The 20,662-nt window shown below is 65.8% G+C and carries 17 protein-coding genes; 14 read left to right on the top strand and 3 right to left on the bottom strand.

The window, feature by feature from the left end; genetic code table 11:
• Nucleotides 1–14 precede the first annotated feature (14 nt).
• The 9 genes from CI41S_RS05940 to CI41S_RS05900 all read left to right on the top strand — a co-directional run bounded on the left by CI41S_RS05940 (nucleotide 15) and on the right by CI41S_RS05900 (nucleotide 12,387).
• The gene (locus CI41S_RS05940) at nucleotides 15–947 is read left to right on the top strand and encodes a cell envelope integrity TolA family protein (RefSeq protein ID WP_244626411.1); all 933 of its coding nucleotides are present in this window, start codon (nucleotides 15–17) and stop codon (nucleotides 945–947) included.
• Between the two features lie 93 nt (nucleotides 948–1,040).
• Nucleotides 1,041–2,342, top strand: a complete 1,302-nt coding sequence (gene tolB / locus CI41S_RS05935) for a Tol-Pal system beta propeller repeat protein TolB (RefSeq protein WP_244622510.1) — start codon at nucleotides 1,041–1,043, stop codon at nucleotides 2,340–2,342.
• Nucleotides 2,343–2,525: 183 nt separating this feature from the next.
• Nucleotides 2,526–4,850 (top strand): putative bifunctional diguanylate cyclase/phosphodiesterase, encoded by a 2,325-nt coding sequence (locus CI41S_RS05930; RefSeq protein ID WP_139857805.1) that lies wholly within the window; start codon nucleotides 2,526–2,528, stop codon nucleotides 4,848–4,850.
• A gap of 140 nt (nucleotides 4,851–4,990) precedes the next feature.
• Nucleotides 4,991–5,725 (top strand): N-acyl amino acid synthase FeeM domain-containing protein, encoded by a 735-nt coding sequence (locus tag CI41S_RS05925; RefSeq protein WP_139857804.1) that lies wholly within the window; start codon nucleotides 4,991–4,993, stop codon nucleotides 5,723–5,725.
• Between the two features lie 252 nt (nucleotides 5,726–5,977).
• Nucleotides 5,978–6,460 (top strand): peptidoglycan-associated lipoprotein Pal, encoded by a 483-nt coding sequence (pal, locus tag CI41S_RS05920; RefSeq protein ID WP_139486554.1) that lies wholly within the window; start codon nucleotides 5,978–5,980, stop codon nucleotides 6,458–6,460.
• A 262-nt stretch (nucleotides 6,461–6,722) separates the two neighbouring features.
• A complete protein-coding gene (gene ybgF, locus CI41S_RS05915; protein ID WP_172627928.1) occupies nucleotides 6,723–7,766 on the top strand; it encodes a tol-pal system protein YbgF in 1,044 nt (347 codons plus the stop codon).
• Between the two features lie 52 nt (nucleotides 7,767–7,818).
• On the top strand, nucleotides 7,819–8,844 hold the full coding sequence (gene tilS, locus CI41S_RS05910; RefSeq protein WP_139857803.1) for a tRNA lysidine(34) synthetase TilS: 1,026 nt from the start codon (nucleotides 7,819–7,821) through the stop codon (nucleotides 8,842–8,844).
• 256 nt (nucleotides 8,845–9,100) lie between these two features.
• Entirely contained in the window at nucleotides 9,101–11,023 is a 1,923-nt protein-coding gene (ftsH, locus tag CI41S_RS05905; protein ID WP_139486556.1) for an ATP-dependent zinc metalloprotease FtsH, read from the top strand.
• A 164-nt stretch (nucleotides 11,024–11,187) separates the two neighbouring features.
• On the top strand, nucleotides 11,188–12,387 hold the full coding sequence (locus CI41S_RS05900; RefSeq protein WP_139857802.1) for an ABC transporter substrate-binding protein: 1,200 nt from the start codon (nucleotides 11,188–11,190) through the stop codon (nucleotides 12,385–12,387).
• 174 nt (nucleotides 12,388–12,561) lie between these two features.
• Here the strand turns inward: CI41S_RS05900 and CI41S_RS05895 are convergent, their stop codons facing one another.
• The gene (locus tag CI41S_RS05895; protein WP_139857801.1) at nucleotides 12,562–14,064 is read right to left on the bottom strand and encodes a hypothetical protein; all 1,503 of its coding nucleotides are present in this window, start codon (nucleotides 14,062–14,064) and stop codon (nucleotides 12,562–12,564) included.
• A gap of 299 nt (nucleotides 14,065–14,363) precedes the next feature.
• On the opposite strand from CI41S_RS05895, the gene CI41S_RS05890 reads away from it, so the two are divergent.
• Both CI41S_RS05890 and CI41S_RS05885 read left to right on the top strand, forming a co-directional pair.
• Nucleotides 14,364–15,044 carry a TetR/AcrR family transcriptional regulator gene (locus CI41S_RS05890; RefSeq protein ID WP_139486559.1) on the top strand — a complete coding sequence of 227 codons (681 nt, stop codon included), beginning with the start codon at nucleotides 14,364–14,366 and terminating at the stop codon, nucleotides 15,042–15,044.
• 87 nt (nucleotides 15,045–15,131) lie between these two features.
• Nucleotides 15,132–15,560, top strand: coding sequence for an OsmC family protein (locus CI41S_RS05885; RefSeq protein ID WP_139857800.1), 429 nt, complete (start codon nucleotides 15,132–15,134; stop codon nucleotides 15,558–15,560).
• 64 nt (nucleotides 15,561–15,624) lie between these two features.
• On the opposite strand, the gene pyk is transcribed toward CI41S_RS05885, so the two are convergent.
• Both pyk and CI41S_RS05875 read right to left on the bottom strand, forming a co-directional pair.
• Nucleotides 15,625–17,061 (bottom strand): pyruvate kinase, encoded by a 1,437-nt coding sequence (gene pyk / locus CI41S_RS05880; protein WP_139857799.1) that lies wholly within the window; start codon nucleotides 17,059–17,061, stop codon nucleotides 15,625–15,627.
• Nucleotides 17,058–17,615 carry a DUF1036 domain-containing protein gene (locus tag CI41S_RS05875; protein ID WP_139858580.1) on the bottom strand — a complete coding sequence of 186 codons (558 nt, stop codon included), beginning with the start codon at nucleotides 17,613–17,615 and terminating at the stop codon, nucleotides 17,058–17,060. Before CI41S_RS05875 ends, pyk begins: the two co-directional genes overlap by 4 nt.
• Nucleotides 17,616–17,873: 258 nt before the next feature.
• On the opposite strand from CI41S_RS05875, the gene CI41S_RS05870 reads away from it, so the two are divergent.
• The 3 genes from CI41S_RS05870 (at nucleotide 17,874) to CI41S_RS05860 (ending at nucleotide 20,640) form a co-directional block, all read left to right on the top strand.
• Nucleotides 17,874–18,176 (top strand): DUF1244 domain-containing protein, encoded by a 303-nt coding sequence (locus CI41S_RS05870; RefSeq protein ID WP_076862154.1) that lies wholly within the window; start codon nucleotides 17,874–17,876, stop codon nucleotides 18,174–18,176.
• A 283-nt stretch (nucleotides 18,177–18,459) separates the two neighbouring features.
• Nucleotides 18,460–18,732 carry a DUF2312 domain-containing protein gene (locus CI41S_RS05865; protein ID WP_139486562.1) on the top strand — a complete coding sequence of 91 codons (273 nt, stop codon included), beginning with the start codon at nucleotides 18,460–18,462 and terminating at the stop codon, nucleotides 18,730–18,732.
• A 144-nt stretch (nucleotides 18,733–18,876) separates the two neighbouring features.
• Nucleotides 18,877–20,640, top strand: coding sequence for an adenylate/guanylate cyclase domain-containing protein (locus tag CI41S_RS05860; protein ID WP_139857798.1), 1,764 nt, complete (start codon nucleotides 18,877–18,879; stop codon nucleotides 20,638–20,640).
• Nucleotides 20,641–20,662 lie beyond the last annotated feature (22 nt).

Genomic DNA, 20,662 nt, shown 5'->3' with positions numbered 1-20,662 from the left:
CGGGGAAGCCTGACTTGAAGGTCAAGGTCGACAAGACACTGGCGGCATCGATTGTCCTGCACGTCCTCGTGATCGGGTGGGGCCTCGTGTCGTTTTCGACCAAGGCGTTCGTGATGCCCGAGGAAGACACGGTCGCCGTCGACGTGATCTCCTCCGACCAGCTCTCCCGTGCCATGGCCGGCCAGAAGGACGGCAAGAAGGAAAATCCCAAGCCGCTGGTCGAGAAGGTCGCTGAAGCCAAGCCGGTCGACGACGCCGTCGGCAAGATCGACGACAAGAAGCCGCCGGTGGTGACCGACACCGCGCCCGCGCCGACGCCGAAGGTCGAGAAGCCGGAAGACAAGAAGCCGGATCCGCCGAAGAAGGTCGAGAACAAGCCGAAGGAAGAGCCGAAGCCGGTCGAGAAGAAGCCCGATCCGGTGAAGCCCGACCCGATCGCGGAAGCGATCAAGAAGGAAGAGAAGAAGCCGCCGAAGCCGGTTGCGCAGGCCGCCAAGCCGCCGCCGGAGCAGAAGCCGAAGGACCGCGTGTTCGACAAGAGCAAGATCGCCGAGCTGCTCGACAAGCGCGATCCGACGCGCGCCTCGATGACCGGCGATACGCTGAACGCCAACGCCGCGCTCGGGACGTCAAAGGGCAAGGCCGCCGACAATTCGGCGACGTGGGGCGCGATGTTCAGACAGCAGGTCGAGGTGTGCTGGAAGAACAAACCTTATGGCGGGCTCGATGCTCAGAGGCCGGAGGTTGCGATTGATATTCGCCTGAAGCGCGACGGGGGTCTGGAGGGCATGCCGGTGCTGGATGGCACGCCGTCCACGCCTTACGCCCGCGCCTACGCGGAGAGCGCGATGCGGGCGATCATTCAGTGCCAGCCGTATCGCTTGCCAGCGGCATTCTTCGAAGAATGGAAGTCCTTCACGCCGGTCTTCCAGGAAAAACCACTTTGAGCCCGGTGCAACCATTATCCAAGCCAAAAGCGTCCGATGAGCAGTTCAGATAAGTTGCGAGAAAAGTTGTTTCGTCCCGACCGCCGCGAGATGATGTCCGGAATGGCGGCTCTTGTGGCGGCGTCGACGTTCGGCGCACGCGGAGCGTTGGCGCAGAAGCGGATCACCATCACCGAAGGCGAGTTCGCCCCGGTGCCGATCGCGATCCCGAATTTTTCCGCCGGCACGCCCGGCGATGCCGAGGTCGGCGTCGGCGTGGCGCAGGTGATCACCAACAATCTGAAGCGCAGCGGGCTGTTCGCGCCGATCGACCAGGCGGCCTATCTCGAGAAGCAGGTCAACATCGACGCGCCGCCGAATCTCAACAACTGGAAGAGCATCAACGCGCAGGCGCTGGTGGTCGGGCGCATGACGCGCCAGGCCAACGGCCGCGTGAAGGCGGAATTCCGGCTCTGGGACGTCAACACCGGCCAGCAGCTCGCCGGCAATGCGTTCGAGACCTCGGCCGAATACTGGCGGCGCATCGCCCACATCATCTCCGATCAGATCTATGAGCGGATGACCGGCGAGAAGGGTTATTTCGACACCCGCGTCGTGTTCGTCGACGAGAGCGGCGCCGCGCAGCGCCGCGTCAAGCGGCTGGCGCTGATGGACCAGGACGGCGCCAATGTGCGCTATCTGACCCGCGGCTCCGACCTCGTGCTGACGCCGCGGTTCTCGCCGACCACGCAGGAGATCACCTACATGGAGTTCGGGCAGGGCGACCCGCGGGTCTACCTGCTCAACATCGAGACCGGCCAGCGCGAAATCGTCGGCAATTTTCCGGGCATGTCGTTCTCGCCGCGCTTCTCGCCCGACGGCCAGCGCATCATCATGAGCCTGCAGCAGGGCGGCAACTCCAACCTGTTCGTCATGGATCTGCGCTCCAAGGCGATGACGCGGCTGACCGACACGCCGGCGATCGATACCTCGCCGTCCTATGCTCCGGATGGCTCGCGGCTCTGCTTCGAGTCCGATCGCGGCGGCAAGCCGCAGATCTATGTGATGCCGGGAACCGGCGGCGCGGCGCAGCGCATCTCGTTCGGCGACGGCAGCTACTCGACGCCGGTGTGGTCGCCGCGCGGTGACTACATCGCCTTCACCAAGCAGGGCGGCGGGCAGTTCGCGATCGGCATCATGAAGACCGACGGCTCCGGCGAGCGCATCCTGACCTCGGGCTTCCACAATGAGGGCCCGACCTTCGCGCCGAACGGGCGCGTCGTGATGTTCTTCCGCGACCCCGGCGGCAATAGCGGGCCGTCGCTGTTCACCGTCGACGTCTCCGGCCGCAACGAGCTCCGGGTGCCGACGCCGGGTTTTGCCTCCGATCCCGCCTGGTCGCCGCTGCTGTCATGAGGGGGTGTGCACAGTGCCGCAGGGAACGGGCGCGGGCCGGCAGTTCTCACCTAGCGCACTGAAACTGATGGTATATTTCTGATCTGAAATGTCCGCGACAACGACTCGCTAACGATATTCGCTCAGAAAGACTTCATCTGCGGTGGGTAAGAGTTGCGTCTGAGTAGGACGCGCGCCCCAACAATGCAGTTTGCAAGTCAGAGCGGACAGCCGGACCAGCGGCAGGTGTCGCCGTCGATTTCGGCGGCGCTGATCGATTCGCTGTTCGAGACGCCCGGTCCGCTGATGGCCGGGATCGTGTTCGTCGCGCTGTCGGCGGCGCTGACTGCGGTGCGAACCGGTCAGAACGTGATCTGGGGTTGCGTCGCCTGCCTCATCCTGGCCGGCGCGGCCCGCGCCATCGACCTGTACCGCTACCAGGCGCGGGTCCGCAAATCGGCGCTGACCGCCGACGAGGCCGCGCGGTGGCAGAAGCGCTATCAGATCGGCGCGATGATCCAGGCGGCGGCGATCGGCGCCTGGTGTTCCATCACGCTTCTGGTCACCGACGACGCGGTGGCCCACATGATCTGCCTTGCGGTGACCACCGGGATCGCCGCCGGCGGCGCCGGCAGGGCCTACGGCCGGCAGTGGATCTTCCAGCTCCAGGTGACGCTGGTGTTCGGTCCGACCGTGCTCGCGCTGGCCTGGCATGGCACGCCCTATTATCTGGCGATGTCGATCATCAGCACCGCGTTCCTGCTGGCCCTGATGGGCATCTCGGCAAATCTGCACAAGATCTTCATGCGGGCGATCATCGCCCGCGAGCGCGAGGCGGCGCTCGCCGCGCAGTTCGACAGCGCGCTGAACAACATGCCGCACGGCCTGTGCATGTTCAACCATGCTGCCCAGCTCGCGGTGATGAATCATCGCTTCAGCGAGATGATGGGCCTGCCGCCCGATCTCGTGACCAGCGGCGGCAGCGCCGCCGACATCATCGGCGCCTGCGTCAAGTTCGGCTCGATCTCGGTGGACAGCGGCCGGGTCATCCTCGACGAGATCGAGGATCCGCAGGCGCGGGACATCGTCACCTCCGACCCGCATCCGACCCGGAACCGGGCGCTGTCCTGGACGTTCCAGCCGATGGCCGACGGCGGCGCGGTGGTGCTGGTCGAGGACATCACCGAACGCCGCTCGGCCGAGGCCAAGATCAGCCATCTCGCGCGCTACGACGACCTGACCCAGCTGCCGAACCGGGTCAATTTCCGCGACGAGATCGGCCGCCTGCTGGCCCACGGCCGCAATCAATTGTCGGCGCTGCTGTTCGTCGACCTCGACCAGTTCAAGCAGGTCAACGACACGCTCGGCCATCCCTGCGGCGACCAGCTGCTGTGCGCGGTCGCCGGCCGGTTGCGCGAGATGCTGCGGCCCGAGGATTTCGTCGCGCGCTTCGGCGGCGACGAGTTCGTGGTGTTCCAGCAGAACATCCATTCGCACGAGGACGCCGCCGGGCTCGCCCGCCGCATCGTCGCGCGGCTCAGCGAGCGCTACAAGATCGACAATCATCTGGTCGAGATCGGCGCCAGCGTCGGCATCGCGATGACCGCGCCGGGCGTCAGCGCCGACACGTTGCTGAAGAACGCCGACATGGCGCTCTACCGCGCCAAGGCCGACGGCCGCGGCACCTTCTGCTTCTTCCGTGACGAGATGGCGCAAACCGTCGAGGCGCGGCGCATCCTCGAACTCGACCTGCGCAAGGCGCTCGCCAACGAGGAGTTCGAGCTGTTCTATCAGCCGCTGATCAATTTGAAGTCCGGCAAGGTCTCGACCTGCGAGGCGCTGCTGCGCTGGAACCATCCGGTGCGCGGCACGGTGTCGCCGGTCGACATCATTCCGGTCGCCGAGGATATGGGCCTGATCGTCGATCTCGGCCGCTGGATCCTGCGCAAGGCCTGCGTCGAGTGCATGAAGTGGCCCGGTGCGGTCAGCGTCGCCGTCAACTTCTCGCCGCAGCAGTTCCACCAGCGCGACGTGCTCAGCGAGGTGCGCTATGCGCTCGAGGTCTCTGGCCTGCCGGCGCACCGGCTCGAGATCGAGATCACCGAATCCTCGCTGCTGCACAACACCCAGCTGACCCACGACGTGCTGTCGCAGCTGCGCACCCTCGGGGTGCGGATCTCGCTCGACGATTTCGGCACGGGATATTCGTCATTGAGCTATCTGCACAATTTCCCGTTGCAGAAGGTCAAGATCGACCGGTCGTTCCTCGAAGGCATCGACAGCGACCGCCCGCTGACGCTGCTGCGCGGCGTCGCGCGGCTGTCCGCCGATCTCGGCATGTCGGTGGTGGTCGAGGGCATCGAGACCAACGAGCAGCTCGAATTGATCAGCGCCGACGGCGCGGTGACGGAGGCCCAGGGCTATCTGTTCAGCAGGCCGGTTCCCGCCACGCGCATTCGTCAGTTGCTGAACGCCTCGCACGGCCACCGCAGGCCCGACGATCACGTCGTCGCCATCGCTTCCAGATAGACACATGGGCGTCCATCGCAGCTTCGTCGCGACGCGGCCGGCGGGGTTAACCCTAACAATTCTAAGGCTTTGCAATTTCGTTAAGGAGCCGTTAATCTTTGCACTCGTTGTAGTTGCTCGGAACTGAGTAAGGGTAGCAAATGGCAAAAGCCGAGCGCACTTCGCCAACGATACGCGGCGCGGGGCTATTTGATCGCATCGACTACCGGCTCATCGAAACTCCCGAGGACAAAGATCAACTCTACCTGATGCGCTATCGCGCGTATTTGCACGGCGGACTGATCGTCCCGTCGGAGTCGCAGCGCGTCAGCGATCGCTATGACGACGCGCCGAACGCCTGGATCTTCGGCATCTATGTCGACGGCGAACTCTGCAGCTCGCTGCGCCTGCATGTCCTGACCTCGGAATGGCGGATGTCCTACGCCACCGAATTGTTCGGCGACGTGCTGCACGGCCGTCTCGACAAGGGCGAGGTGTTCATCGACCCGGCGCGCTTCGTTGCCGACCCCGACAAGGCCCAGCGCTTCCCCGAGCTTCCGTACCTGTCGCTGCGGCTGGCCTATCTGGCCTGCGAGCACTTCAACGCCGATACCGGGCTGGCGGTGGTTCGCGCCGAGCATCAGGCATTCTACCGCCGGGTGTTCCTGCACCAGACCATCGCCGAGCCGCGCGCGTTTCCGAACGTCCTGAAGAAGGTCGCGCTGATGGCGTCCGGGTTCCGCGACCTGCGGGAGCAGGTGCTGAACCGGTTTCCGATCATGCGCTCGAGCGCCTTCGAGCGGCGGATGCTGTTCGAGCGCCGGACCGGCCGCCAGATCTATCCGGCTCCGGTCGTGACGCCGGTCGAACGGCCGTCGATCGTGCCGAGCAATTAAAGGCCGCGCGTTCGCGATATCGGTCCCGGGGCCGGATTTCCCAGCAAGACCCGCTTGTTCCGGCAAACCTTGCTATCTCTTCACCATCGCGCCACATTTGCCACCCATTAACCATCGGGGGCGCTTTTCGCGGTTCGCTTGCATTTGATGGGGTCCGGCAAGGTCTCATCAAGGTTGACGGAACGTTCGCTTAACCATCGCCCTGTAGACCGGTTGGGTAGTACGAAGAGCGTGAGCGTGGAGGCTCCGGGAATGAATTATCTCCAGGGTTTGAAGCTGGTTGCGGTTCTGGCGGTGGCGCTGTCGATGGGCGCCTGCGCCAACAAGAATCCGTTGGACGCCAATGGCGCGATTGGGGGCGCCGCGGCCCCGGGCAGCCAGCAGGATTTCGTGGTCAATGTCGGCGACCGCGTGTTCTTCGAGAGCGACCAGACCGATCTCAGCCCGCAGGCGACCGCGACCCTCGACAAGCAGGCGCAGTGGCTGCAGACCTACAACCGCTACTCCTTCACCATCGAAGGCCATGCCGACGAGCGCGGCACCCGCGAATACAACATCGCGCTCGGCGCCCGCCGTGCCCAGTCGGTACGCGCTTATCTCGCCTCGCGCGGCATCGACCCGAGCCGCATGCGCACCATCTCCTACGGCAAGGAGCGTCCGGTCGCAGTCTGCAACGACATCTCCTGCTGGTCGCAGAACCGCCGCGCCGTCACCGTGCTCAACGCGAGCTCCTGACGCGATCGTTGCGAGATCATTGGATGACAGTTTCCGGCCGGCGCCTTTGGGCGCCGGTTTTGTTTTTGGCCGGCTGGAATAAGGCTTGGGCTCCGTCATCTTGATGAACGGCGCCGCGCGCAATTGGCTGCTTGCTTGTTTCGGCGCCGCGACTAAACCATGTCGTGAAGTCACGCCGGATTTGAAGCGCCAGTCACAATTCCGGCGTACTCCGTCCCTCAATGTGACCGGCTTTTCACGTCGATATCGTCGTCAGGGCAAAATGTCATCGAGACTTCAATTCCTTACCTCCGCCGCGGCGATCGCGGCGCTGTTCGCCGTTTCCGTTCCGGCCTTTGCGCAATCCGACGATGGCGGCGACTACGAAATGCGGATCCAGCGGCTCGAGAATCAGCTGCGGCAGCTGACCGGGCAGAACGAGGAGCTGCAGTACCGCAACCGCCAGCTCGAGGAACGGCTGCGCCAGCTCGGCGGCCAGCCGCCCGGTGCCGCCGGCCAGCCGCCCGCGGGTCCGTCCAATGTCGCGGTGGCGCCGCCGGCGCAGCAACCGCAGGGTTATCCGCAGCAGCAGCCCGGTTACCCGCAGCAAGGCTACGGCCAGCCGCAGCAGGGATATGGACGGCCGCAGGGCGGTTACGACCAGCAGCAGATCGCCGCTCCCGCGCCGATCGTGCAGGAGGCTGCGCCTCCGGCCGCAGCCGGCGGCCGCCGCGGCGGCCGTGGCGATGCCTTCGATCCGAACCAGAACCCGAACGCGCCCGGCGCGCCGCGCGCGCTCGGCGGCGGCCAGCTGCCGATCTCCAATGATGCCGCGGTCGGCGCGCCCGGCGGCCGTGGCGCGGGCGAACCGCTCGACCTCGGCAATGCCAGCCCGCAGCGTCCGCCCGGCGCCAGCGCCGCGCTGACCACATTGCCGCCGTCGGCGACACCGAAGGACGAGTTCGACCTCGGCATCGGCTACATGCAGCGCAAGGATTACGCGCTGGCCGAAGAGACGATGAAGAACTTCGCCCAGAAGTATCCGAGCGATCCGCTCGCCGCCGACGCGCAATACTGGCTCGGCGAGAGCTATTTCCAGCGCCAGCAATATCGCGACGCCGCGGAAACCTTCCTCGGCGTGACTACCAAGTTCGACAAATCGGCGAAGGCGCCCGACTCGTTGCTGCGGCTCGGCCAGTCGCTGGCGGCGCTGAAGGAAAAGGAAGCCGCCTGCGCCGCGTTCGGCGAAGTGACGCGGAAATATCCGCGCGCCTCCGGCGGCGTCAAAGCCGCGGTTGACCGCGAGCAGAAGCGCGTGAAGTGCTAAACCAGTCAGCGGGGAGGCCGCATCCGGCCTCCCGTGACACGCTGGTTCTGCGATGCCCGACGCTCCATCCGCCATCCCGGCCAGGGACGCCAAGCGCCTGTTCACGGGCCTCGCGTCCGCGCCGGCGATCGTGCTCGCGGTATCGGGCGGCCCGGATTCGGTAGCGCTGATGTGGCTGGCGGCGCGCTGGCGGCGCGCCCTGTCGCGCGGGCCGCGGCTGATTGCCGTGACGATCGATCATGGCCTGCGCCCCGAGGCCGCCCGCGAGGCGCGCGACGTCAAGCGGCTGGCGCAAAGCCTCGATCTGCAGCATCACACGCTGCGCTGGACCGGGAAGAAGCCGAAGACCGGAGTGCCGGCGGCGGCCCGCGAGGCCCGCTACCGCTTGCTGACGCAAGCCGCGCGCAAGCACGGCGCGACCCACATCCTCACCGCGCATACCCGCGACGACCAGGCCGAGACGCTGTTGATGCGGATGCTGCGCGGCAGCGGCATCGCGGGCCTCGCGGCGATGGCGCGCGAGACCGAGCGCGACGGCGTGCGGCTGGCGCGGCCGCTGCTTGATGTTTCCAAGGCGCAGCTGGTCGCAACGCTGCAGCGGGCACGCATCGGCTTTGCCGACGATCCGACCAATCGCGATCCGGCCTTCACGCGCCCGCGGCTGCGCGCGCTGATGCCGGCGCTGGCGGAGGAGGGCGGCGACGCGCGGAACCTGGCGCGGCTCGCCGCGCGGCTGGCGCGGGCCAATGCGGCCGTCGAGGTGCTGGTCGACGGCGCCGAGCGCTACCTCGCGTTGAAGGACGGCGACGGCGCCGGTTTCGACGCCTCCCTGTTCGCGGCGATGCCGGAGGAGATCCGTCTTCGTCTTCTGAAACGGGCGATCGACCGGACCGGACATGAAGGGCCTGCCGAGCTCGGCAAGGTGGAAACGTTGCTCGAGGCCCTCGATCTGACCTTGGCGGATCGTCGGCCCAAGCCAAACAGGCTAAAACAGACCCTGGCCGGGGCCGTGATCAGCGTGGCCCGCGGCCGCATCAGGGTCGAGCCGGCGCCGCCGCGCCGGGCGCGTTCCAGCTGAGCCGGATTGGATTGGTTCAATCGCTGTCATAATCCGGCAAAGAGGCTTAACCACCCCCGGAAAACACAGGGTTTTGCGCCATTATTTGACCGGGAATCGCGCTAGGATGCGGTAAATAGTCATGTGTGGTTCCCTTGGCATCGACCCCAGCGGCACCTAAATTGTATGCAGCGACGGGATGGATTCCCTGGGGATTCCCACAGAGCCTGCCCAAGGATAGGAGAGGCCGCGATCCGCGCGACCACGAAGGAAGACCATGAACGCCAATCTGCGGAATTTCGCCCTCTGGGTTATCATCGTTTTGCTGTTGCTGGCGTTGTTCACGCTTTTCCAGAATCCGGGCCAGCGCACCTCCTCGCAGGACATCTCGTTCTCGCAGCTTCTCACTGAAGTCGACCAGGGCCATGTCCGCGACGTCGTGATCCAGGGGCCGGAGATTCACGGCACCTTCACCAATGGCTCGAGCTTCCAGACCTATGCGCCCAGCGATCCGACGCTGGTGAAGCGCCTGTATGACGGCAAGGTCTCGATCACCGCGAAGCCGCCGGGCGACAACGTGCCGTGGTTCGTCTCGCTGCTCGTCTCCTGGTTGCCGTTCATCGCGCTGATCGGCGTCTGGATTTTCCTGTCGCGGCAGATGCAGGGCGGCGCCGGCAAGGCGATGGGCTTCGGCAAGTCGCGCGCCAAGATGCTGACCGAAGCGCATGGCCGCGTCACCTTCGAGGACGTCGCCGGTGTGGACGAGGCCAAGCAGGACCTGCAGGAGATCGTCGAATTCCTCCGCGACCCCGGCAAATTCCAGCGCCTCGGCGGCCGCATTCCGCGCGGCGTGCTGCTGGTCGGCCCTCCCGGCACCGGCAAGACGCTGATCGCGCGCGCGGTCGCGGGCGAAGCCAACGTGCCGTTCTTCACCATCTCCGGTTCTGACTTCGTCGAAATGTTCGTCGGCGTCGGCGCGAGCCGTGTCCGTGACATGTTCGAGCAGGCCAAGAAGAATGCGCCGTGCATCATCTTCATCGACGAAATCGACGCGGTCGGCCGTCATCGCGGCGCCGGCCTCGGCGGCGGCAATGACGAGCGCGAGCAGACGCTGAACCAGTTGCTGGTCGAGATGGACGGCTTCGAGGCCAATGAGGGCGTGATCCTGATCGCGGCGACCAACCGTCCCGACGTGCTCGATCCCGCGCTGCTGCGTCCCGGCCGCTTCGACCGCCAGGTCGTGGTGCCGAACCCGGACGTCGTCGGCCGCGAGCAGATCCTCAAGGTTCACGTCCGCAAGGTGCCGCTGGCGCCGGATATCAACCTCAAGACCATCGCGCGCGGCACGCCGGGCTTCTCGGGCGCCGACCTGATGAATCTCGTCAACGAGGCCGCGCTGACCGCCGCCCGCCGCAACAAGCGGATGGTGACGCAGGCCGAGTTCGAAGAGGCCAAGGACAAGGTGATGATGGGCGCCGAGCGCAAATCGCTCGTCATGACCGAGGAAGAGAAGCTGTTGACGGCCTATCACGAGGGCGGCCACGCCATCGTCGGCCTCAACGTCGTCGCGACCGATCCGATCCACAAGGCGACGATCATTCCGCGCGGCCGTGCGCTCGGCATGGTGATGCAGCTGCCGGAGCGCGACAAGCTGTCGATGTCGCTGGAGCAGATGACCTCGCGTCTCGCCATCATGATGGGTGGCCGCGTCGCGGAGGAGCTGATCTTCGGCCGCGAGAAGGTGACCTCGGGCGCCGCCTCCGACATCGAGCAGGCGACCCGCCTCGCCCGCATGATGGTGACGCGCTGGGGCCTGTCCGAGGAACTCGGCACCGTCTCCTACGGCGAGAACCAGGACGAGGTGTTCTTGGGCATGTCGGTCTCGCGCACGCAGAACGCGTCGGAGGCGACCGTCCAGAAGATCGACTCCGAGATCAAGCGTCTGGTCGAGGAAGGCTACAAGGAAGCGACCAAGATCCTCACCGAAAAGCGCGAGGATCTCGAGGCGCTGGCCAAGGGCCTGCTCGAGTTCGAGACCCTGACCGGCGACGAGATCATCGACCTGTTGAAGGGCAAGAAGCCCAACCGCGAGTCGGTGCTCGAGCCGTCGACGCCGCGCGCCTCCGCCGTGCCGCCGGCCGGCAAGCCGCGCCCGCGTCCCGATCCGGACACCGGCCTGGAGCCGCAGCCGCAGGCCTAAAGCCCGGCGTGCTCCCGCAGAGCAGTTTGCAGAAGCCCGGCCTCGAGCCGGGCTTTTGTATTTTGTGACCGGCGGCCGGTATGGCATCCTCGCCTCAAGCCGCTGAGCGGCACCTCCGCGTCGTCTGAGAAGCGCGGCAACGAAGAACAAGGGAGGGGAGGCCGATGCGCAACGCATTTGGTGGGCTGATCGCCGTTTCATTCCTGCTGCTATCAGCCGCCTCGCACGCCGCCGAGATGCGCGGCGTCACCGCAACCGAAATCAGGATCGGCCAGACCATGCCCTACAGCGGACCGGTGTCGGCGTTCGGGGCGCTCGGCAAGGGCGAGGTCGGCTATTTCAAAATGCTGAACGAGCGGGGCGGCATCAACGGGCGCAAGATCAATTTCATCTCGCTCGACGATTCCTACGCGCAGCCGAAGACGGTGGAGCAGACCCGCCGCCTGGTCGAGAGCGACGAGGTCGCGCTGATCTTCTCCTCGATCGGCACCGCGCATAACACCGCGATCGCAAAATATCTGCAGAGCAAGAACATCCCGCAGCTGTTCCTGGCGTCCGGCGCCTCGAAATTCGGCGATATCGCGCAGTTTCCGCAGGCGACGATGGGCGTGCAGGCGCCGTTCCGCTACGAGGCACGGCTCTATACGCGCTACGCGCTGGCGAAGATTCCGAACGCCAAATTCGCGGTGATCGCGCAGAACGACGATTACGGCCGCGACTATCTCGCCGGCCTGAAGGACGTGCTGGGCGAGAAATACGACGCGCTGGTCACGGTCGCGACCTACGAGATCACCGACCCGACCATCGATTCGCAGATCGTGAAACTGAAGGCCTCCGGTGCCGACGTCTTCGTGATCGCGGCGACGCCGAAATTCGCGGCGCAGTCGATCCGCAAAGCCTACGAGATCGGCTGGCGGCCGCTGACATTCCTGTCCAACACTGCGGTGTGGATCTCGACCGTGATGCAGCCCGCCGGCGTCGAGGCCGGCACCGGCATCATCTCGACCGCCTATGTGAAGGACCCCGATGACCCGGCCTGGACCGACGATCCCGGCATGAAGGGCTGGCGCGAGTTCATGACCAGATACGTGCCCGACGGCGACCAGCACGACACCAACTACGTCAACGCCTACAACAGCGCGATGGCGCTGGAGGCGGTGCTGAAAGCCTGCGGCAACGACCTCTCGACCGAGAACATCTTGAAGCAGGCCTTTGCGATCAAGGACCTGGAATTGCCGATGCTGCTGCCGGGCATCAAGGTCAACACCTCGCCGACCGATCATGTGCCGGTCGACCAGATGCAGTTCATGCGCTTCAACGGCAAGAATTGGGACCGTTTTGGCGAATTGCAGACGGGGAATTGAGGGGGACGACCCAATCAATCTATCACCGTCATCCTGAGGTGTGAGCCTTGCAGCGCATTGCGCTGCTGGGCGAGCCTCGAAGGATGCACGGCCCCGCCGGTGGCCGTCGATCCTTCGAGGGCCGCTGAAGAAGCGGCCACCTCAGGATGACGGGTAGGCAGCGGTGTAGTTGAGCTACTTCACGTTCTCAGCCGCCGGAAGCGTGCTCCCCTTCGCCTCATCCGACCGGACGTGAATGACGGCGACGTCGTCCCGGTACAGCCGCTTCCAGCCCTTGAGGTGATCCAGCGCGTAGCCGGCCGGCGAGGTCGCGCCCAGCAGCGTGGCGTCGATGTTGTACTTGTCGAGCAGCGCCAGGAACTCGCCGAGGTTCTTGGCGTCGAGCGCGTCGTAATAGTCGAGCACGAACTGCTCGCCATACAGCTCGGCGCGGCCGTCGATGAACACCTTCATGTCGCGGCTGACCATGTAGCCGCCGAACGGCGCGGTGCTGAACACGCGGTGCGCCTTCTGCTGCTGCAGCACGTCGACCGCCGCGGCGGGCTCGAAGCTCGGCAGGAATTTGAAGTGATGCTGCGCCACGAACATCGTGGTCGTTACCCATGCGCCGATCACGATCGCGATCGCCGCGAGAATCGTGACGACCGGCAGCGCGCGCGCTTCGCCGAAGCGCGGCTCGGCGGGCTCCGCCGTGCCCCATTGCTCGGCGATCGGTTTCGCCAGCACCAGCGGCGCGATGAAGGCGAATACCTCGATGTTGCGGACATGGGTCAGCGCCATCCAGATCAGGCCGAGCAGCAGCAGGATCCGCGGCACCGAGAGCGTCAGCTTGCGATAGAACGCAACGCCGATCAGGCCGAGCAGCGTGGCTTCGAAGAACGAGAACTTGCTGAAATCGGCCGGCATCCATTCGCCGATCAGCGTGAGCAGCTTGCCGAGGCTCATGATCTTCATCGCGCCGAGCAGGCTGCCCCAGCCATAGGGCGTGATGCAGCTCGCGGCGAGTGCGGCCAGGCCGAACAGTCCCCAGCGCATCACGAGCTCGCGACGCTGGCTGCGCTCCACGCTCCACACCGCCTCAAGTCCGATCGGCCCGATCAGCGCCAGGCCGAGCACGAAGCCGCCATGCAGATTGGCCCACAGCGTCATCAGCGGCAGCAGCCACCAAGATGGAGAGGAGCGGCGATCCGCGGCCGCCATCAGCCCGCCGATGAACATCAGCAGCACCGGCAGCGCCAGCACATGCGGACGCGCGAAGAAATGGATGGTCGACAGCAGCAGCGCCAGCGCCGCGATCAGGAACGCGCGCGCCGGATCGAAATACGGGCGCAGCAGATGCAGGAAGATCGCAACCGTCGCGCCGATCGCCATCGACGAGATGATCACCGGGCCGGCCCAGTCTCCGCCGTAGACGAGCGCGTAGAGCACCTGCGACAGCCACGAACTCGAGATCCACGGTTCGCCGTAGCGCGTGAACGAGAACACGTCCGTGGTGGGCATCGCGCGGTGGTCGAGGATCCATTGCCCGACCTTGATCTGCCACATCGTGTCGGAATCGCGCAGCAGGATTTCGCCCGCCGCCAGATAGAACAGATACGCGCCGACGCCCGCGCACAGCGGCATCAGCCCGCGCGCCGCGCTACGGTTGCTCACGCTGCTGGTGATGGAGAGTGACATGTTTTGGCGTGTGGGCTTTCCTGGTTGACCGCGGAGCTGCGCAAAGGCGCGGCGCTGCGGCCACTGGACCATGGCCACCGATAAATTCGGGTAAATGCGGCCGCGCGATTGCAGCCTTTCGGCGCCGGAACCCGCCACGCGATTGTCGCAAAATCCTTACAATTCCACCTTGTCAACCGGTCTGAATAGTTGTTCACTTCTTCACGCGATTGCGGGATCAATCGCGCAAAACATTGAATACGCGTGCGTTCTCTGCCGGTGGGCGCCGGCCGGGCGCATGGTGGGGGGATGGCAACGCCATGGTTTATCGGCGAACACATCAGGTCGTGAAACGACTGGCTGCCCGGCGCAGCGCAATCCTGTCGGCGGCGCGGGACGCCGCGGCCGATGGCGGCATGGCGGCGGTGCAGATCGCGCCGGTCGCGATCCGGGCCAATGTCGCGGCGGGGACGGTCTATCGCTATTTCCCGTCCAAGGCCGAGCTGATCTCGGAGCTGATCACCGAGGTCTCGCGGGATGAGCTGACCGCGATCCGGCGCGCCGCGGATGCTGCGCCCGGGCCGTCATCGGCACTGGCCGCCGCGGTCACGACGATCGCGGTTCACGTGCTGTCGCAGCGCAAGCTCGCCTGGGGCATTCTGGCCGAGCCGGTCGATGTCGACGTCACCGCCTCGCGGCTCGCCAGCCGCCGCGATATTTCCGGCGAGCTCGCCACGCGCATCGATGCGGCGGTGCGGGCCGGGCATCTGCCGGCGCAGGACACCGCGCTCGCCGCCACGGCGCTGCTCGGCGCGCTGCATGAGGCGCTGGTCGGCCCGCTGGCGCCGGCCAATCTCGACGATCCGATCAAGCTGCGCGACGCGGTGCAGACTGTCACGCTGCTGGCGCTGCGCGCCGTCGGGGTGATGGACGCCCGCGCCCGCGGCCTCGTCGTCCAGGCGACAGCGCCGGCGAAGGCGCTGGTGGGGGCGGGGGCCTGAAGCGCGAGCGTCCGCGCCGAACACTTTCTGTCGTATTGGCGTTGTAGGTGTTGCGGGCTGGGTGAACCCAACCTCACGGAGCAACGCATGACGACGACCCATGGCTCGGCCAAATGGCAGGGCGGCATCAAGGACGGCAAGGGCGCGATCTCGACCAAGAGCGGCGCGCTGACCGACTATCCCTATGGCTTCGCCAGTCGCTTCGAGGGCAAGCCGGGCTCGAACCCCGAAGAGCTGATCGGTGCCGCGCACGCCGCCTGCTTCACGATGGCGCTGTCGCTGATCCTGGGTGAAGCCAAGCTCACCGCCGAGCACATGGAGACCAAGGCCGACGTGACCCTGGAGAAGGTCGCCGACGGCTTTGCCATCACCGCGGTGCACCTGACGCTGAGCGCGAAGATCCCGGGTGCCGACGACGCGACGTTCCAGGAACTGGCCGGCAAGGCCAAGGCGGGCTGTCCGGTGTCGAAGCTGCTCAACACCAAGATCACGCTCGACGCGTCGCTGCAGGGCTAGAATAAGAAGCGTCATTCCAAAGTCCCGGGTCAGCTAATGCCGGCCCGGGAGCGCGGAACGCTCGTCACATCTGCGCGTCGCCGTTCGGGCCGACCGAGGCGATGCGCAGCATGTTGGTGGTGCCGGGCGCGCGCAGTGGCACGCCGGCGACGATGATGACGCGCTGGCCGGCTCTGGCAAAGCCGTCGCGGAAGGCGATCGAGCCGGCGCGGTTGACCATGTCGTCGAGATCGTGGGCGTCTTCGGCGACCACGCAATGCACGCCCCACACCACCGACAGCTTGCGCCCGGTGACGAGGTTCGGCGTAATCGCGACCACCGGCACCTTGGGCCGCTCGCGCGCCACGCGGATCGCGGTCGAGCCGGAGGAGGTCCAGCAGATGATCGCCGACAGATCGAGCGTCTCGGCGATCTGCCGCGCCGCATCCGCGATGGCATCGCCGACGGTCGCTTCGGGATCGACGCGCTGCGCGTTGAGCACGCCGCGATAGGTCGGGTCGCGCTCCACTTCCTCGCCGATCCGGTTCATGGTCGAGACCGCCTCGACCGGATATTTGCCGGCGGCCGATTCAGCCGACAGCATGATGGCGTCGGCGCCCTCATAGACTGCGGTCGCGACGTCGGAGACCTCGGCGCGGGTCGGCACCGGCGCCTGGATCATCGATTCCAGCATCTGGGTAGCGACCACCACCGGTTTGCCGGCGCGGCGCGCCATCCGGGTCATCTGCTTCTGCAGGCTCGGCACCCGCTCCAGCGGCAGCTCGACGCCGAGATCGCCGCGCGCCACCATCAGCGCATCCGACGCCTCGATGATGTCGGCGAGGCGGTCGATCGCCTGCGGCTTCTCGATCTTGGCCATGATCGCGGCGCGGCCGCGGATCATCTTCCGGGCCTCGAGCACGTCCTCGGCGCGCTGCACGAAGGACAGCGCGACCCAGTCGATGCCCTCGGGCAGTGCAGCTTCCAGATCGGCGCGGTCCTTCGGCGTCATGGCGGAGACCGGCAGGTCGGTATCGGGCAGGCTGACGCCCTTGCGGTCCGACATCTTGCCGCCGATCACGACGCGGGTCACCGCGCGCTCCGGCGAGGTCTCCTCGGCGATCAGCCGCACCTTGCCGTCGTCGAGCAGGAGCGCGTGGCCGGGCCTGAGCGCCGCCAGAATCTCCGGATGCGGAAGATTGACGCGGCTGTTGTTGCCCGGCGTCTTGTCGGAATCGAGAATGAAGGACTGGCCGTTGTTGAGCTGGGTCGAGCCGCTCTCGAACGCGCCGAGCCGCAGCTTCGGCCCCTGCAGATCGACCAGGATGCCGATCGGCCGGCCGTAACTCGATTCGACATTGCGGATGGTCTTGACCAGCTCCCGCATCTTGTCATGCGGGGTGTGGCTCATGTTGATGCGGAACAGGTCGGCGCCCGCCTCGAACAGCTTGCGGATCATCGCGCTGTCAGAGGAGGCCGGGCCGAGCGTTGCGAGGATCTTGATTCGACGCAGTCGTCTCATTGCTTGTTTCCGGGCGGCGGTGCGGCTGGCGGCAGACCAGACGCGCCCGGTGGCGCTGCTCCGGGCGGATTGGGCAGGCCCGGCATCGTTCCCGGATTTCCCGGCCCGACGCCGCCCGGCATTCCCGGTACTTTCTGCGGCTGTTGTTCGTTGGCTTCGGTCAGCTGGACGGTCCATGCACGCTGCTCGCCGGTGTCGACCTCGAAGAAGCCGGTGCGGTCGAAACCGCGCGCTAGGCAATTCTCGGTGCCCTTGATGGTGAATTCCTTGTCGCGCGAGCACATGAAGGCCTGGCCGGACCACTCGCCGCCGCGATCATAGTCGAGCGCGTAGATGTAGTAATAGCGCGCCACCAGATTGCCGCGCAGCAGGGTTTCGCAGCTGCGCGAGGACACGTTCCACCAGCCCTCGGTGGTCCAGCCCTCGGCGTCCTTGTAGCCGAGCGCGATCCCGACCCGGCTCGAGGTGTTGTTGCACAGCCGGAAATCGGCCGCCGCCGGGCTCGCCCAGACACATGCCGCAACCAGCGCCAGCATCGGCAGCGCGCCGGCCATCGCGAGGCGGGCGATTCGGGAGGCCAAAACCGGGGGATCTGCTGGAGTCATGCGGCGAAGCTATATCAAATCATTGACGATTTCGCGTGTTCCGACGGGCCGTGTCAACGGTCGGGCGCGCATCCTCGATGTGTTGGGGCCGGTGGGACCGTCACACAATTCGGCCGAGCGGGGCCCGTATTGCGCGGCGATATGGCAAAATCTGTGACAATTCCCACCTGATATCAATATGGTGACGACGACAGCGGGATGACGGCGATGAGCATTGACGACAAAACCAGAACGGAACTCGAGGCTGCGGTCTTCCGGCGCCTCGTCGACCACCTGCGCAATCGCACCGATGTGCAGAATATCGACCTGATGAACCTGGCCGGCTTCTGCCGCAATTGCCTCTCCAACTGGATGAAGGAGGAGGCCGACGCCAAGGGCCTTGCCGTCAGCAAGGACGAGAGCCGCGAAGCGGTCTATGGCATGCCCTACGAGGAGTGGAAGGCCAAATATCAGGGCAGCGCGACGCCGGAGCAGCTGGCGGCGATGAAGAAGGCCCAAAGCGGGCATTAGGACTCAGAGCAAACCAGCAGCGTCGTTTCGGGGCGATGCGCAGCATCGAACTGCGGGGCGCCATTGCGCCCCTGGGAATCTCGAAATTCCGGGTCTGGTGCTGGCGCACCATTCCGGAATGACGACATCCCGATGAATCCCTCTTGTATCTCCTGTGGGCGCGCTGTGGATGAGCGCGATGTTTCCTTGACGGAAGGCGCCTCAAAATCGAGGGTCGCCAGCAACAAGCGGTGCGCGTGGCGCGTATTCGCGCGACACATCAATGCCAGTTCAGGAGTACCGGATGGCCACCACGTCTGCCGCCCTTCAGGAAGAGCCCGCAACGCGATTTGCCAAGGATCAGCTCAAGTCCATCATCGAGCGCATCGAGCGGCTGGAAGAGGAAAAGAAGACGATCTCGGACGACATCCGCGACGTCTATGCCGAGGCCAAGGGCAACGGCTTCGACGTCAAGGCGCTGCGCACCATCGTGCGCCTGCGCAAGCAGGATGCCAATGAGCGCCAGGAGCAGGAGACCATCCTGGAGACCTACATGCAGGCGCTCGGAATGCTCTGAGCCGGGGGGCTTCCCGACCTGCAGGGGACCTGCTTCAGGGCACCAACGCAATACTCCGGACATGACTCCGGGACATGACTCCGGACTTGGGCCGGTTCCTGGGATTTGCTAGACTGTGCGGTGAGATAACCGGGCAGATCACAGATGGATGTGCCAGGACCAGAGCGCCGGCTCGCTGCGGTGCTCGCGGCTGACATGGTCGGCTATAGCCGGCTCATGGAGGCTGACGAGACGGGAACGCTCGCGCGCCTGAAGACCCACCGGATCGAGCTGATCGATCCGGCCATCGCCAAGAATCGCGGGCGCATCATCAAGACCACCGGCGACGGCCTGCTGGTCGAATTTCACAGCGTGGTCGATGCGGTGCTGTGCGCCGCGGAGGTGCAGCGCCGGATGGCGAAGCGCAATGTCGACGTCGCGCCGGCGCGGTGGATGCAGTTTCGCATCGGCATCAACCTTGGCGATGTGATCGTTGACGGCAACGACATCTTCGGCGACGGCGTCAATGTCGCGTCCCGCCTGGAAACGCTGGCCGAACCGGGCGGCATATGCGTTTCGGGCGCGGTCCGCGACCAGCTCGGCGATCGCCTGGAAGATCTGAGCTTCGAGGATCTCGGCGACCAGACCGTCAAGAACATCGCACGCCCGATCCGCGTTTTCCGGATCCACCTTGGGCCGGACGCAAGATCCACTCCCGCGCACCCCAAGGACACGGCGACGCCGGCGATCGCCAGGAAACCCTCGATCGCGGTGCTGCCGCTCGTCAACATGAGCGGCGACCCCGAGCAGGAGTTCTTCGCCGACGGCCTGACCGAGGACATCATCACCGAGCTGTCGCGCTTCCGCGACCTACTGGTGATTTCGCGCAACTCGACCTTCGTCTACAAGGGCAAGGCCGTGAAGGTGCAGGAGGTCGCGAAGGAATTCGCCGTCGACTACGTGCTGGAAGGCAGCGTGCGAAAGTCGGGCGAGCGCATTCGCGTCACGGTGCAGCTGATCGACGCCGAAGCCGACCGGCACGTCTGGGCCGAACGCTACGACCGGGAGCTTGCCGATATCTTCGCCATCCAGGACGAGATGACGCGCGCGATCGTGGCGACCTTGCCCGGCCGCGTCGAGGCCGCCGCCCATGACCGCGTCAAGCGCAAGCCGACCGACAACATGGCGGCTTACGAGTGCGTGCTGGCCGCCAAGGTGCTGCATCACCGCTCGGTGCGGGAAGACAATGCGGAGGCGCAGCGGCTGCTCGAACGGGCGATCACGCTCGATCCCAATTATGCGCATGCGCACGCCTGGCGGGCCTGCGTGCTCGGGCAGAGCTGGGTCTACAGCTGGTGCGCCGATCGCGACGCGACCTTCGCGCAGGTGGCCGCGGAACTCGAGATCGCGCTCAAGCTCGACGACAATGACAGCGACGTGCACCGCATCCTCGCCGCGGTGAACCTCAATCGCGACGATCACGACAGGGCGGCCTACCACCAGGAGCGCGCGCTCGCGCTCAACCCCAATTACGACCTGGTCGTCGTGCAGCAGGGCGAGCTTCTGACCTGGCTCGGCCGGCCGGAGGAGGGCATCGACTGGATCAAGCGGGCGATGCGCCTCAACCCGTTCCACCCCGAACGGTTCTGGAGCCACCTCGGGCGGGCCTGCTATTGCGCCGAAAAATACGCCGAAGCCGCCGAGGCGTTCTCACGCATCACGCGGCCCGACCACACCCATCACGCCTTCCTCGCCGCAACATTGGCGCAGATGGGTAACGCGGTGGCGGCGGCCGCGCATGCCGCCGAAGTGCGCAAACGCGAGCCGACGTTCTCGATCGCCACGCACCTCGCCACCCAGCACTACAAGCGCGACCTCGACCGTGCCCGCTACGAGGCCGGCCTGCTCAAGGCAGGACTGCCGGCTTGAGGCGGAGCGACTGAGAACGAAC

The sequence above is a fragment of the Bradyrhizobium ivorense genome, assembly GCF_900696085.1.
Taxonomy (GTDB): domain Bacteria; phylum Pseudomonadota; class Alphaproteobacteria; order Rhizobiales; family Xanthobacteraceae; genus Bradyrhizobium; species Bradyrhizobium ivorense.
The sequence above is the reverse complement of the archived record's forward strand: the minus strand, read 5'-3'. Positions and strand labels throughout refer to the sequence as shown.

What these genes read in the sequence shown, in the direction of transcription:
- CI41S_RS05925 (WP_139857804.1), top strand. Translation starts at nt 4,991, where the DNA reads ATGGCAAAAGCCGAGCGCACTTCGCCAACGATACGCGGCGCGGGGCTA.
- CI41S_RS05870 (WP_076862154.1), top strand. Translation starts at nt 17,874, where the DNA reads ATGAGCATTGACGACAAAACCAGAACGGAACTCGAGGCTGCGGTCTTC.
- ybgF (WP_172627928.1), top strand. Translation starts at nt 6,723, where the DNA reads ATGTCATCGAGACTTCAATTCCTTACCTCCGCCGCGGCGATCGCGGCG.
- CI41S_RS05875 (WP_139858580.1), bottom strand. Translation starts at nt 17,615, where the DNA reads ATGGCCGGCGCGCTGCCGATGCTGGCGCTGGTTGCGGCATGTGTCTGG.
- CI41S_RS05865 (WP_139486562.1), top strand. Translation starts at nt 18,460, where the DNA reads ATGGCCACCACGTCTGCCGCCCTTCAGGAAGAGCCCGCAACGCGATTT.
- pal (WP_139486554.1), top strand. Translation starts at nt 5,978, where the DNA reads ATGAATTATCTCCAGGGTTTGAAGCTGGTTGCGGTTCTGGCGGTGGCG.
- CI41S_RS05885 (WP_139857800.1), top strand. Translation starts at nt 15,132, where the DNA reads ATGACGACGACCCATGGCTCGGCCAAATGGCAGGGCGGCATCAAGGAC.
- CI41S_RS05900 (WP_139857802.1), top strand. Translation starts at nt 11,188, where the DNA reads ATGCGCAACGCATTTGGTGGGCTGATCGCCGTTTCATTCCTGCTGCTA.
- CI41S_RS05890 (WP_139486559.1), top strand. Translation starts at nt 14,364, where the DNA reads ATGGTTTATCGGCGAACACATCAGGTCGTGAAACGACTGGCTGCCCGG.
- CI41S_RS05895 (WP_139857801.1), bottom strand. Translation starts at nt 14,064, where the DNA reads ATGTCACTCTCCATCACCAGCAGCGTGAGCAACCGTAGCGCGGCGCGC.
- pyk (WP_139857799.1), bottom strand. Translation starts at nt 17,061, where the DNA reads ATGAGACGACTGCGTCGAATCAAGATCCTCGCAACGCTCGGCCCGGCC.
- CI41S_RS05860 (WP_139857798.1), top strand. Translation starts at nt 18,877, where the DNA reads ATGGATGTGCCAGGACCAGAGCGCCGGCTCGCTGCGGTGCTCGCGGCT.
- ftsH (WP_139486556.1), top strand. Translation starts at nt 9,101, where the DNA reads ATGAACGCCAATCTGCGGAATTTCGCCCTCTGGGTTATCATCGTTTTG.
- tolB (WP_244622510.1), top strand. Translation starts at nt 1,041, where the DNA reads ATGTCCGGAATGGCGGCTCTTGTGGCGGCGTCGACGTTCGGCGCACGC.
- CI41S_RS05930 (WP_139857805.1), top strand. Translation starts at nt 2,526, where the DNA reads ATGCAGTTTGCAAGTCAGAGCGGACAGCCGGACCAGCGGCAGGTGTCG.
- tilS (WP_139857803.1), top strand. Translation starts at nt 7,819, where the DNA reads ATGCCCGACGCTCCATCCGCCATCCCGGCCAGGGACGCCAAGCGCCTG.